General features: G+C 72.9%; 12 protein-coding genes and 3 tRNA genes. 8 read left to right on the top strand and 7 right to left on the bottom strand.

The genetic code is table 11. The features are described from left to right. Positions 1-11 precede the first annotated feature (11 nt). Positions 12-443: a hypothetical protein gene (locus APR03_RS01220; RefSeq protein WP_253831960.1), complete on the bottom strand. Its 432-nt coding sequence runs from the start codon at positions 441-443 to the stop codon at positions 12-14. A 315-nt stretch (positions 444-758) separates the two neighbouring features. On the opposite strand from APR03_RS01220, the gene APR03_RS01215 reads away from it, so the two are divergent. Further along, a complete protein-coding gene (locus APR03_RS01215; RefSeq protein ID WP_253831958.1) occupies positions 759-1109 on the top strand; it encodes a DUF4212 domain-containing protein in 351 nt (116 codons plus the stop codon). Continuing rightward, entirely contained in the window at positions 1106-2776 is a 1671-nt protein-coding gene (locus APR03_RS01210; RefSeq protein ID WP_253831956.1) for a sodium:solute symporter family protein, read from the top strand. Before APR03_RS01215 ends, APR03_RS01210 begins: the two co-directional genes overlap by 4 nt. Before the next feature lie 214 nt (positions 2777-2990). Here the strand turns inward: APR03_RS01210 and APR03_RS01205 are convergent, their stop codons facing one another. Further along, on the bottom strand, positions 2991-4196 hold the full coding sequence (locus APR03_RS01205; protein ID WP_253831954.1) for a sulfotransferase family protein: 1206 nt from the start codon (positions 4194-4196) through the stop codon (positions 2991-2993). Positions 4197-4295: 99 nt separating this feature from the next. Here APR03_RS01205 and APR03_RS01200 point away from each other — a divergent pair, with 99 nt between their 5' ends. Next, positions 4296-5936: an ATP-binding cassette domain-containing protein gene (locus APR03_RS01200; RefSeq protein WP_253831952.1), complete on the top strand. Its 1641-nt coding sequence runs from the start codon at positions 4296-4298 to the stop codon at positions 5934-5936. A gap of 6 nt (positions 5937-5942) precedes the next feature. Here the strand turns inward: APR03_RS01200 and APR03_RS01195 are convergent, their stop codons facing one another. Continuing rightward, a complete protein-coding gene (locus APR03_RS01195; RefSeq protein ID WP_119138663.1) occupies positions 5943-6512 on the bottom strand; it encodes an NUDIX hydrolase family protein in 570 nt (189 codons plus the stop codon). A gap of 114 nt (positions 6513-6626) precedes the next feature. On the opposite strand from APR03_RS01195, the gene trxA reads away from it, so the two are divergent. Next, positions 6627-6989 (top strand): thioredoxin, encoded by a 363-nt coding sequence (trxA, locus tag APR03_RS01190; RefSeq protein WP_253831951.1) that lies wholly within the window; start codon positions 6627-6629, stop codon positions 6987-6989. A 39-nt stretch (positions 6990-7028) separates the two neighbouring features. On the opposite strand, the gene APR03_RS01185 is transcribed toward trxA, so the two are convergent. After that, positions 7029-7682 carry a TetR/AcrR family transcriptional regulator gene (locus APR03_RS01185; protein ID WP_253831949.1) on the bottom strand — a complete coding sequence of 218 codons (654 nt, stop codon included), beginning with the start codon at positions 7680-7682 and terminating at the stop codon, positions 7029-7031. A gap of 78 nt (positions 7683-7760) precedes the next feature. Here APR03_RS01185 and APR03_RS01180 point away from each other — a divergent pair, with 78 nt between their 5' ends. Then, positions 7761-9068 (top strand): glycosyltransferase, encoded by a 1308-nt coding sequence (locus tag APR03_RS01180; protein ID WP_253831947.1) that lies wholly within the window; start codon positions 7761-7763, stop codon positions 9066-9068. A gap of 41 nt (positions 9069-9109) precedes the next feature. On the opposite strand, the gene APR03_RS01175 is transcribed toward APR03_RS01180, so the two are convergent. From APR03_RS01175 to bcp, 3 genes are all read right to left on the bottom strand, one after another. Further along, a tRNA-Leu gene (locus APR03_RS01175) sits at positions 9110-9191 on the bottom strand. A gap of 35 nt (positions 9192-9226) precedes the next feature. Then, positions 9227-10438 (bottom strand): acyl-CoA dehydrogenase family protein, encoded by a 1212-nt coding sequence (locus APR03_RS01170; RefSeq protein WP_253831945.1) that lies wholly within the window; start codon positions 10436-10438, stop codon positions 9227-9229. Continuing rightward, on the bottom strand, positions 10438-10917 hold the full coding sequence (bcp, locus tag APR03_RS01165) for a thioredoxin-dependent thiol peroxidase (RefSeq protein ID WP_253831943.1): 480 nt from the start codon (positions 10915-10917) through the stop codon (positions 10438-10440). The genes APR03_RS01170 and bcp overlap by 1 nt, the downstream gene beginning before the upstream one ends. 106 nt (positions 10918-11023) lie before the next feature. Here bcp and APR03_RS01160 point away from each other — a divergent pair, with 106 nt between their 5' ends. The 3 genes from APR03_RS01160 (at position 11024) to APR03_RS01150 (ending at position 11681) form a co-directional block, all read left to right on the top strand. Further along, positions 11024-11320: a GroES family chaperonin gene (locus APR03_RS01160; RefSeq protein WP_275976996.1), complete on the top strand. Its 297-nt coding sequence runs from the start codon at positions 11024-11026 to the stop codon at positions 11318-11320. A gap of 90 nt (positions 11321-11410) precedes the next feature. Continuing rightward, a tRNA-Lys gene (locus APR03_RS01155) sits at positions 11411-11486 on the top strand. 122 nt (positions 11487-11608) lie between these two features. Then, a tRNA-Lys gene (locus APR03_RS01150) sits at positions 11609-11681 on the top strand. Positions 11682-11715 lie beyond the last annotated feature (34 nt).

Genomic DNA, 11715 nt, shown 5'->3' with positions numbered 1-11715 from the left:
CGAGAGGGTAGTCAGGAGGACGTGGCCGAGGTGCGCCGCAGGCGCCACGCCGTGCGCAGCAGGATCACGGCGCCGCCGATGATCATGACGAGGCCCATGCCCGGCCAGGCCGTGGGGAAGGCCCCGGCGATCACGTTCAGCTGGACCACCTGGGCGACGTAGATCCCGCCCGCGACGACGGTGGGGCCGGCCACGAGCAGGCAGTGGGCGACGGCCACGCGCCGGAACGGCAGGACCGCCCCGGCGAACGCCAGGGGCGCCACCGCCATCGTGGCCCAGCCCAGGTAGCTCGCGTGACCCGGGATGTCGCCGAGCGGCGTGCTGATCCAGGGCAGCACGGAGCCGACGAGGACGCAGAGGCCGCCGATCACCATCGCCAGGCTGCCCGGGTGGAAGACACGACGGCGCACGGCGGTACCGGAGGTGCTCGACGTCGAGGCCATGGGCCGATCGTAGGACCGCCGCGCCGTGCCGGGGAGGGCTCTCACCTCCTCGTCCTGCCGAACGGCGGACCGGGGCCCGCGGGCGGTCGGGATCGCGCCGCGAGCGGTCGGGTGAAGATCCGCCGTGCCGCTCGCCGCCCCGATCGACCGCTCGCGGGGTCGCGGCCGCCGTCCGCCCGGTCGGCCCTTGCGGCGCCGGGGCGCGGGCCCTTTGCTCAGGCTCAGGGGTGTCTGTGACCCGTACCACACCGCGGCCCGGCGCGTGGCTGGGGCCACCGCCGGGCCGCACCACCACACGCAAAGGAGCGTCGAGACATGGCCGACACGCACGAGAGCCCGTCCGGTGGTGCGCCGCCGCCGGACGCCGGCACCCCCGGACCGGACGGTCCGGGCAACGGCTGGCGCACGGAGTACTGGAAGAAGAACCTGCGCCTCATGGTGGTGCTGCTCGTGGTCTGGTTCGCGGTCTCGTTCGGCGCGGGCATCCTGTTCGTCGAGCAGCTCAACCAGGTCGTGATCGCCGGCTTCCCCCTGGGCTTCTGGTTCGCGCAGCAGGGGTCCATCTACACGTTCATCGTGCTGATCCTGGTCTACGCCCTGCGCATGGACCGGCTCGACGACGAGTACGGCGTCAGTGAGCGCAACGACGACGGGAGCCGCGCATGAGCGACATCCAGACCTGGGCGCTGATCTTCGTCGCGGGGTCGTTCGCCCTCTACATCGTCATCGCCTGGCGCAGCCGCGTGCGGGAGACCAAGGGCTTCTTCGTCGCCGAGCAGAACATCCCCGCCGTCGCCAACGGTGCCGCCGTCGCGGCGGACTGGATGTCGGCGGCGTCGTTCATCTCGATGGCGGGCCTCATCGCCTTCCTCGGGTCGGACGGCTCCATCTACCTCATGGGCTGGACGGGCGGCTACGTGCTGCTGGCCCTGCTGCTCGCGCCGTACCTGCGCAAGTGGGGCAAGTTCACGGTGCCGGAGTTCGTGGGCGACCGGTTCTCCGAGACGGTGCGCTCGGTGTCCGCCGTCGTGGCCATCATCGTGTCCTTCACCTACGTGGTGGGGCAGATGGCGGGCGGCGGCATCGTCTTCTCCCGGTTCCTCCAGGTGGAGCAGGCGTGGGGCGTCGCCATCGCGGCCGCCGTCATCTTCGCCTACGCCGTGTTCGGCGGCATGAAGGGCATCACCTGGACCCAGGTGGCCCAGTACACGGTGCTCATCGTCGCGTACCTCATCCCGGCCTGGGCCGTGGCGCAGACGATGACGGGATTCCCGGTACCGCAGATCACGTTCGGCGAGATCCTGGCCGAGCTGAACCGGATCGGTGCCGAGTTCGGCCTGCCCGTGTACACCGAGGCGTTCACGGCGCGTCCGCAGATCGACGTGTTCCTCGTGACCATGTCGCTCATGATCGGCACCGCCGGCCTGCCGCACGTGATCATCCGGTTCTACACGACCAAGACGGTGCGCGGGGCGCGCTACTCGGCCCTGTGGGCGCTGATCTTCATCGGCCTGCTGTACACGACGGCTCCGGCCGTGGGCGCGTTCACCAAGCTCAACCTGCTCTCGGGCGTGCAGGGCGCCGCCGTCGACGCCCTCCCGTCCTGGGTGCAGAACTGGATGGCGACCGGCCTGGTCACCGTGGGCGACGGCGTGGAGACGATCGGCTCGGTCAGCAACAACCCGGACTCGGGGGCCGACCTGATCATCAACAACGACATCCTGGTGCTGGCCAGCCCGGAGATCGCGGGCCTGCCGGCCCCGATCGTCGGCCTGGTCGCGGCGGGCGGTCTCGCGGCGGCCATGTCGACGGCGGCCGGCCTGCTCCTGGTCATCTCCTCGTCGGCGTCGCACGACCTGTACTTCCGCTACGTGGACCACCACGCCTCGGAGGCACGCCGACTCCTGGTCAGCCGGATCGCGATGGGCCTGGCCGTGCTGGTCGCCATCTACTTCGGCATCAACCCGCCGGCGTTCGTGGCGCAGGTGGTCGCCTTCGCCTTCGGGCTCGCCGCGTCCACGTTCTTCCCGATCCTGCTGCTGGGGATCTTCTGGAAGCGGGCCAACGCGGTCGGGGCGGTGTCCGGCATGCTGGCGGGTCTCGCGTTCACCGCGACGTACATGATCTACACCCTGCCGGTGTTCGGTACCGAGGCGAACGACCACATCCTCGGCATCAGCCCGGAGGGCATCGGAACGATCGGCGCGGTCGTGAACCTCGTCGTCACCGTCACGGTGTCGCTGCTCACCAGGCCTCCGGCGCACGAGGTGCAGGAGATGGTCGAGAACATCCGGTACCCCGCCGAGCGCAGGGCGGAGGTGACCTCCGCCTGACCAGCCCGCTGTGGGTACGCGGCACATCCGGCCCCTGGATGGACCCCCGCCGCGTACCCACAGCGTCAACGGCCGCTCGTCAGAAGAGGCGCCCGGTGGCCAGCACGCGGCTGGCGGCCCAGAGCGCCAGCACGATCGCCGTGGCGGCGACCCACGGCCGCCGTCGGGCGACGATCGCCGAATCTATCGCCCCGGCCGCCGCACCGCACCACCCTCACGCCCGCAGGCTCTCGACCGTCCGCGGGTAGTCGCCGAACGCCGCCCGGACCTCGGCCGGGTCCAGCCCGTACCGCTCCAGGCTGTACCGGTGCGGCGGCCTGCGGCGCGGGGCGTCCCGCTCGGCCGCCAGGTTGGCCTCGTCCGCCGGGCCCCAGTGCGCGCCGAGCCGGTCGAACAGCTCGGGCAGCGCCGTACCGGGCTCCCGCGTGAGCCGGTCGTACGCCAGGTCGACGACGCGGTCCGGCCCAAGGTCGGCGCGCTGCGCGAGGGCGCGGGCCACGCCGTCCGCCATGAGCGGCAACCACTCCCGGCCGATCTCGTGCAGGTCCACGGCACGCTCCACGCGGTGGATGCGCTGGGCCGACTCGGCCAGCGAGCACAGCGACGCCAGTGCCACCTCCGGGTCGCGGTGCGTCCAGACGAAGCGGGCGTCCGGGAAGACGTCGGCGATCGCGGACAGGTGGAACAGGTTGGCCGGGTGCTTGAGCACCCACCGTCGCGCGGGCCGTCCGTACGACAGGAGCCGGAGCGTGTCCCGCAGGAAGCGGTAGTCCGGCCGCAGGTCGCCGTCGCGCAGCAGCGCCAGGTACTCCGGCATGGGCACGGCGGAGGAGTGCAGCTCGGAGTGCGCGCGGATGAACGTGTCCTCCTCCTCGGCCGCCGCGTACATCGGGTGGATCGTGTCCCACGTGTCGCTGAGCACCGACGTCATGGCGAACCGGCGCCGCGTGCGGCGCACCAGTGCGGCCTGGGTCGTGGCGTCGACCGGCAGCCCCGGGTAGGTCATCTCCCACAGGCGCGGCCCGCGGTGCCCGGGCGACCGGGCCAGCAGGTTGTAGGTGAGCGTCGTGCCGGTGCGCGGCATCCCGACGACGAACACCGGTGCCTCCACGGGCTCGTCGGCGATCCGCGGGTGCCGGGCGAGCAGGTCGCCGACCACCACGCGGTTGCGCACCCGGCCCGCGACCAGCGCCTGTCCCGCCGCCCAGCCCAGGGGACTCAGCCCCGGGAAACCGGCGAACGCGCGCAGGACCAGCCGCAGGTGGTCGATGTCCGCCGCGTTCTCGGGGCTCAGCGGTGCCCGGCCGCGCGCGGCGCGGGCGACCATCCGGTCGAAGACGGCGTCCGGGTCCCTGCGCGTGCGCGCACCGGGAGCCAGCAGGACGTTGGTCAGGCGAAGGGCGGGCGTGGTCCGGGGCACGTCACTCTCCAGGGCGTCGGCGGGCGGCCCGCACATCGTGCCGCGGGCCGCCCTGCCCGGTCGAGGAAACTCCCTGGGCGTGGCCCGTAGGCTTGGGGGATGCACCTCGTCGCCCAGGACCTTGCCTTCGCGTACCCCGGGCGGGACGTGCTGGCCGGCGTGAGCCTCACGGTGAACGACGGCACGCGCCTCGGCGTCGTCGGCGAGAACGGCTCCGGGAAGTCGACGCTGCTGCACCTGCTGGCCGGCGACCTGACGCCGAAGGCGGGCGAGGTGCGCCGGCACGGCAGCGTCGCGCTCGTCGAGCAGGAGCTGCACCCCGCGCCCGGGCAGACCGTCGGCGACCTGGTGGCCGCCACGCTCGACGGCCTGCGCGCCGCCGCGGCCGAGCTCGAGGCCGCGGCCGCCGCCTTCGACCACGGATCCGGCGACCTCGCGGTGCTCGAACGCACCCTCTCGCTCGCGGAGCACCTCGCCGTCTGGGACGCCGACCGCCGCGTCGAGGTGGCCCTCACCCGCCTCGGCGCGCCGCGCGACCCCGCCCGCCGGCTCGACGAGCTCAGCGTGGGGGAGCGGTTCCGCGTGCGGCTCGCGTGCCGCCTCGCCGAGCGCTCCGACCTGCTCCTGCTCGACGAGCCCACCAACCACCTCGACGACTCCGCCATCGAGTTCCTCACCGGCGAGCTCGTCGCGTGGCGCGGCGGCGTGGTACTGGTCACCCACGACCGCGAGCTGCTCGACGACGCCGCCACCGCCATCCTCGACCTCGACCCCTCCTGGGACGGCAGGCCGGTGCTCTACGGGCAGCCCGGCTACCTGGCCTACCGGTTCGCCAAGAACCAGGCCCTGCACCGCTGGCGGCAGCGCTACCGCGCCGAGCGCAAGCGGGCCGCGGCGCTCGCGGAGCGGCTCGACGAGTCGTACGAGGGGCTGTCCGACGAGTGGCGTCCGCCCAAGGGGTCCCAGAAGCACCGCCGCGCCACGCGGGCCCGGATCCACGTCAAGGCCGCCGACCGGCTCATCCAGAAGCTGGAGGCCGAGGCCATCGAGGTGCCGGTGCCGCCCGTCGAGCTCCGCTTCCCGGACCTCCCGGCCATGTCGCCGGGCTGGGAGCCGGCCGACCCGGTGGTCGAGGTGCGCTCCCCGCGCGTCGGGGACGACGGGGCCGCGCGGCTGGACCTGCCCGGTACCCGGATCGCGATCCCGCCGTCCGGCCGGCTGCTGGTCGTGGGACCGAACGGGACCGGCAAGTCCACGCTGCTCGCCGCGCTGGCCGGCGCCCTCCCGCTGGACCGCGGCAGCCGGTCGGTCGTGCCGGGTGTGCGCATCGGCGTGGTCGGGCAGGAGAGCCCGGCGATCACCGGACCGGCGCGGCTGCGGACGGGCTTCGAGACCTACGCCGACGAGGCGCTGCGGCTGCTGGCGTCCGGCGAGCTGGACCCGGACCACGTGGTACCCGTCGCGGGCCTCGGGCTGCTGAGCGAGGAGGACCTGGACCGGCCGCTCGCCGAGCTCTCGGCCGGTCAGCGCCGCCGGTTCGAGCTGGCGCGGGCGCTCCTGCACGCCCCGCACCTGCTGCTCCTGGACGAGCCGACGAACCACCTGTCGATCGACCTGGTCGACGAGCTCACCCGGGCGCTCCAGGTGACGCCGAGCGCCGTCGTGGTCGCGACGCACGACCGCCGGATGCGCGCGGACCTGGAGGACTGGCCCGTCCTGGACCTGACGCGCGGCACCTGACGCGCGTTACGGCAGCCGGCCCACGTGGGCCATGGCCTGCTTGAGCAGCATGCCCTGACCGTTCATCATCTCGGCCTGCACGTCGTCGGCGCACGCCTCCTCGGGCGTCAGCCACGCGAGGTCGAGCGCGTTCTGCTGCGGCCGGCAGTCGCCCGTCACGGGCACCACGTACGCGAGGGACACGGCGTGCTGGCGTGGGTCGTGGAACGCGGTGATGCCGGGCGTGGGGAAGTACTCGGCGACGGTGAACGGCTGCGGCGACGGCGGCACCTGCGGCAGCGCGACGGGGCCGAGGTCCTTCTCGATGTGCCGCAGCAGCGCGTCGCGCAGCCGCTCGTGGTACATCACGCGGCCGGAGACGAGGGCTCGCGTCATCACGCCCTGCGTGTTCACGCGCAGCAGCAGGCCGACGGCGACCACGTCCCCCGAGTCGTCGACGCGGACCGGCACGGCGTCCACGTACACGAGCGGGAGCTGCGCGCGCACGACGGCGAGGTCCTCGTCGGTCAGCCACCCCGACGGCTGCGTGGGCTCGGGGTAGAAGTCGTCGGAAGGGTAGTCGGCAGTGTCCGTCACGGGTCCGTTCTACCAGTTCGGGCCCCGCGGCGCCCTACCCCGCGCCGTCCCTGGAATAGCCACGAGCGAAAAAGTGCTGCACCTAGCAGACGTTCAACGGAAGGAAACCAGGACATGGCCACCGTCGAGATCACCGACGCCACGTTCGAGAAGACCGTCACGGACAACGACATCGTGCTCGTGGACTTCTGGGCCACGTGGTGCCCGCCGTGCAAGATGTTCGGCCCGATCTTCGAGAAGTCGTCCGACGCGAACACGGACATCGTGCACGCGAAGATCGACACCGACGCGAACCCGGGCATCTCGTCCGCCGCGCAGGTCACCTCGATCCCCACCCTGATGGCGTTCCGCGAGGGCGTGCTGGTGTTCCGCCAGGCCGGCGCCCTGCCCGCGAAGAGCCTCGCCGAGGTCGTCGAGGCCGTGCGCGGCCTCGACATGGACCAGGTGCGCAAGGACCTCGAGGCGCAGAAGAACTGACCCGCAGGCACTGACGCAAGACCGCTGGCGCGCGGAGGTTCAGACCTCCCGCGCCAGCACCGTCTCCCGGACGATCCGGGCGACGAAGCGGCTGTACTCCTCGCGCGGACGGCCGTCGAGCCGCACGTACCGCAGGTACGCCTCGACGCTCGTCACCACGGACAGCCCGGCGAGCAGCTCGTCGAACGGCACGTCGTCGCGCAGCCAGCCGCGCCCGGCCAGCGCCCGCAGGGTGCGCTCCTGCTGCGCGCGGATGGCCGCGAGCATGCCGCGGTAGTAGCCGTCCAGCTCGGGGTCGAGCGCGGCGCCCCCGGTCAGCGCCGACCAGACACCGGCCACGCGCTCGTTGAGCGCGGTGACCAGCTCGCCCAGGGACACCGCCAGCTCGGCGGGGTCGGACACGGCGAGAAGGGCCTTGCCCTCGTCGAGGTCGGAGAGCTCGACCTCTCCCTCGACACCGAACGAGCTGACCTCGACGGCCGCGCGCATGAGCGCGGCCTTGGGCCCTGCCTTCTGCACCGTCTCGACCGAGACCTGCGCCCGCTCGGCGATCCGCGCGAGCGTGGTGCCCGCGTACCCGAGCTCGCCGAACAGCTCGGCGGCCGCCGCGACGATCCGCGCGCGGGTCTCGGCTGCCTGGCGTCGTCGCAGGTCGGAGCGGTATCCGCGGGTGGGTGAGCCCGTGACCGACATTCATTGACTCCCGTCAGGTGACATTCAATACTGTGGCACCTTACCCAATATGTCCAACCGCACACGATGGGCCAGCCGATGACCTCCGTCCTGATCGCCTCCGTCCCGATCCACGGGCACGTCGCCCCCCTCCTCACCGTCGCCCGGCAGCTCGTCGAGCGCGGTGACGACGTCCGGTTCCTGACGGGCGCGCGGTTCGCCGACGTCGTGGCCGCGACCGGAGCGCGCCACGTGGCACTCCCGCCCGACGCGGACCTCGACGACCGGCAGGACTTCAACGAGACGTTCCCCGAGCGGGCCGCGCTCCGCGGCCCGCGGGCCGCCGCGCACGACATCGAGCATGTCTTCGTGCGCCCGGGACGGCCCCAGCACGACGCCGTCATGGAGCTCCACGCCGCCGAGCCCGTCGACGTGCTGCTCACCGACCCCGCCTTCCTGGGCGGTGCGCTGCTGGCCGGCCACCCGGCCGGCGTCCGGCCGCCCCTCGTCGTCGGCGGCGTCTTCCCGCTGATGATCTCGAGCCGGGACACCGCCCCGTTCAGCATGGGCCTGCCGCCGGTGCGCGGCCCGCTCGGACGGCTCCGCAACGCCGCGCTCGCCGCGCTCGTCGACCGCACGGTGTTCGCGCGCTCCCGGGAGATCGTCGACGACATGTACCGCGACCTGCACGGCAGGCCGTTCGACACCCCGGTGTTCGACTGGCCCCGGCACGCCGACGCCATCGTGCAGTTCACCGTGCCCGAGTTCGAGTACCCGCGCTCCGACGCGCCCGCCAACCTGCGCTTCGCCGGCGCGCTCCCGGCGTCGGGCACGGCGGCGCCGCTGCCCGACTGGTGGGGAGACCTCGACGGGTCCCGTCCCGTCGTGCACGTCACGCAGGGCACCATCGCCAACAAGGACTTCGGCCAGCTCGTCGCCCCGGCGCTGGAGGCGCTCGCGGACGAGGACGTGCTCGTCGTGGTGGCGACCGGCGGGCGGCCGCTCGACACGCTCCCGCCGCTGCCGGGCAACGCCCGGGCGGCCGAGCTCCTGCCCTACGACGAGCTGCTGCCCCGCACCGACGCGTACGTGACCAACGGCGGGTACGGAGGTGTGCAGCTCGCAATGCGGTACGGCGTGCCGATCGTGGCGACCGGGGGCCACGAGGACAAGCCCGAGGTGGGTGCGCGCGTCGCGTGGTCCGGCGTCGGGGTGCGCTTCCGCGCCGAGCGGGTCGCCCCGCGGGCGCTGCGCCGGGCGGTGCGCAGGGTCCTGTCCGACTCCGCCATCCGCACGGCGAGCCGGGCCATGGCCGCGCGGATGGCGGAGTCGGACGGGATGCGGGTGCTGACCGAGGTGCTCGACGGGCTGTCGGCGGCGCAGCGCACCACCCGCTCGGGCCGGTGAGGGAGGGCGGCCGGCTGCCGTCGCAGCCGGCCGCAGGGGGGTGCGCGAGGCGGGACTCGAACCCGCACGTCCGAGGACACCAGGACCTAAACCTGGCGCGGCTGCCAATTACGCCACTCGCGCGCGGCGCACAGTCTACGGGCTGACGCCCCCGCAGGTCAGCGGAATGCCGCGAGTCCCGTCAGGTGCCGGCCCAGCACGAGGGTGTGCACCTCGTCGGTGCCCTCGTACGTGCGCACCGACTCCAGGTTGCTGGCGTGCCGCATCGGCGAGTGGTCGAGCGTCACACCGTTGCCGCCCAGCACCGTGCGGGCCTGGCGGCACACGTCGATCGCGACGCGCGCGTTGTTCAGCTTGCCCGCCGAGATCATGTGCGCCTCGAGGCGTCCGGCGTCCTTGAGCCGGCCGAGGCGCAGCGCCAGGAGCTGGGCCTTGGTGATCTCCAGCGCCATGTCGACCAGCTTGGCCTGCGTGAGCTGGAAGCCAGCGACCGGCGTACCGAACTGCTCCCGGCCCTGCGCGTAGGCCAGCGCGGCCTCGAACGAGTCCCGCGCGGCGCCCACGGCGCCCCACACGATCCCGTACCGGGCCTCGTCCAGGCAGGCGAACGGGCCCGCGAGGCCCGGGTGCTCCGGCAGGATCGCGTCGGCGGGCAGGCGGACGCCGTCGAGCGTGACGTCGCACTGCACCGACGCGCGCATGGAGAGCTTCGGCTCGATCGGCACCGCGGTGAACCCGGGGGTCGAGGTCGGCACCACGAAGCCGCGCACCCGGTCCCGCTCGGTGCCGTCGTCGCGCGGCTCGCGGACCTTGGCCCAGATGATCGCGACGTCGGCGAACGAGGCCATGCCGATCCAGCGCTTGGCGCCGTCGAGCACCCACTCGCCGCCGGCGTCCCCGCCCTCGGCGCCGGGCGCGAAGCGCGCCCGCGTGGTCATGCTCGCCGGGTCGGAGCCCGCCCCCGGCTCGGTGAGGCCGAAGCAGCCCACCACCTCGCCCGTGGCCATGCGGGGCAGCCAGTGCTGCTTCTGCGCCTCGGAACCGTGCTTGTGGATCGCCGACATCGCGAGCGACCCCTGCACCGAGACGAACGTGCGGATGCCGGAGTCGCCCGCCTCCAGCTCCTGGGCCGCCAGCCCGTACTCGACGGCGGACCGCCCCGCGCAGCCGTACCCGTCCAGGTGCATGCCGAGCACGCCCAGCTCGCCCAGCTCGGGCACGAGCTCGCGCGGGAAGTACGCGTCGGCGAACCACCGCGCGATGTCCGGCCGCACCCGGCGGTCCACGAACTCCCGGATTCGGTCGCGCGTGGCCAGCTCGGTGGCGCTGAGCTCGTCGTCGAGGTTCAGCAGGTCGGCGGGGGAGGGCACTAGTCGAGCCCGAGGGTCTTGCGCACCCGCGCGACGTGACCCGTCGCCCGCACGTTGTAGAACGCCTCGGCGACCGTCAGGTCCGGGTTCACCACGACCGTGGAGCGGATCACGCCCACGTACGTCTTGCCGTAGTTCTGCTTCTCGCCCCAGGCCCCGTACGCCTCCAGCGTCGCGTGCTCCTCGTCGGAGGCCAGCGGGAAGGTCAGCGACTCGTCCTGCGCGAACTTCGCGAGCTTGGCGACCTTGTCGGGCGAGATGCCGACGACGGCGTACCCCGCGCCCTGCAGCGACGCCTCCGAGTCGCGGAAGTCGCACGCCTCCTTGGTGCAGCCCGGCGTCGCGGCGGCCGGGTAGAAGTACACGATCACGCCCTTGTCGGTGCCGGCCGCGAGGTCGGCGAGGCGGACGGTGCCGCCGTCGGCGGTCGGGAGGGTGAAGTCGGGGGCCTTGTCCCCGGGCTCGAGGCGAGTCGTCATGCCCGTAACCGTAGTCGCCGTCGCGTAGCGTTGTCCCGTGAGCACCTCCGCGACGCCGAACGCCGGGGCGGGCACCGTGACGGCCCCCGGCAACCTCCCCATCCGCATGCTGCACGACCGGCTGCTGGTCCAGCCCGAGACCGACTCGGCGGAGCGGCAGTCGACGGCGGGGCTGGTGATCCCGGCGACCGCCGTCGGGCCGAAGCGGCTCGCGTGGGCGACCGTCGTGGCCAAGGGCGAGCACGTGCGTCAGGTCGACGTGGGCGACCGTGTGCTGTTCGACCCCGAGGACCGGGCCGAGGTGGATCTGGGCGGCACGGACTACGTGCTGCTGCGGGAGCGGGACGTGCACGGCGTGGCCGAGAACGACGAGGCCGACGGCGCCACGGGCCTGTACCTGTAGGCGGCCCGCCTGTCGCGCAGTTCACAGGCCGGCGGCGTTCTTTCGGTTACCGGTGACGCCGCTGGTCCTGGTAGTGTTTCTCCCCGTTGCGCGCCATTAGCTCAATTGGCAGAGCAGCTGACTCTTAATCAGCGGGTTCGGGGTTCGAGTCCCTGATGGCGCACCAGCACGACGGTCTCCAGGCCCCCTTCTGCCCACCGGCACAGGGGCGTTCCGCGGCCCGTCGTGGACGGAGACATCAGGTGCGCGGGAGCCTCCGGGCCCTGGTAATCTTTCCGTCGCAGGCAGGCGCCATTAGCTCAATTGGCAGAGCAGCTGACTCTTAATCAGCGGGTTCGGGGTTCGAGTCCCTGATGGCGCACAGCACACGGCGAAGGCCCCCACCACGGTGGGGG

The sequence above is a fragment of the Promicromonospora thailandica genome, from assembly GCF_024171955.1.
In the GTDB taxonomy this organism is placed as follows: Bacteria; Actinomycetota; Actinomycetes; order Actinomycetales; family Cellulomonadaceae; genus Promicromonospora; species Promicromonospora thailandica.
The sequence above is the reverse complement of the archived record's forward strand: the minus strand, read 5'-3'. Positions and strand labels throughout refer to the sequence as shown.

Bases quoted from the DNA above. Each gene is read 5' to 3' on its own strand.
- APR03_RS01160 (WP_275976996.1), top strand. From the start codon at position 11,024: ATGCTGCACGACCGGCTGCTGGTCCAGCCCGAGACCGACTCGGCGGAG.
- APR03_RS01210 (WP_253831956.1), top strand. From the start codon at position 1,106: ATGAGCGACATCCAGACCTGGGCGCTGATCTTCGTCGCGGGGTCGTTC.
- bcp (WP_253831943.1), bottom strand. From the start codon at position 10,917: ATGACGACTCGCCTCGAGCCCGGGGACAAGGCCCCCGACTTCACCCTC.
- APR03_RS01180 (WP_253831947.1), top strand. From the start codon at position 7,761: ATGACCTCCGTCCTGATCGCCTCCGTCCCGATCCACGGGCACGTCGCC.
- APR03_RS01200 (WP_253831952.1), top strand. From the start codon at position 4,296: ATGCACCTCGTCGCCCAGGACCTTGCCTTCGCGTACCCCGGGCGGGAC.
- trxA (WP_253831951.1), top strand. From the start codon at position 6,627: ATGGCCACCGTCGAGATCACCGACGCCACGTTCGAGAAGACCGTCACG.
- APR03_RS01215 (WP_253831958.1), top strand. From the start codon at position 759: ATGGCCGACACGCACGAGAGCCCGTCCGGTGGTGCGCCGCCGCCGGAC.
- APR03_RS01185 (WP_253831949.1), bottom strand. From the start codon at position 7,682: ATGTCGGTCACGGGCTCACCCACCCGCGGATACCGCTCCGACCTGCGA.
- APR03_RS01220 (WP_253831960.1), bottom strand. From the start codon at position 443: ATGGCCTCGACGTCGAGCACCTCCGGTACCGCCGTGCGCCGTCGTGTC.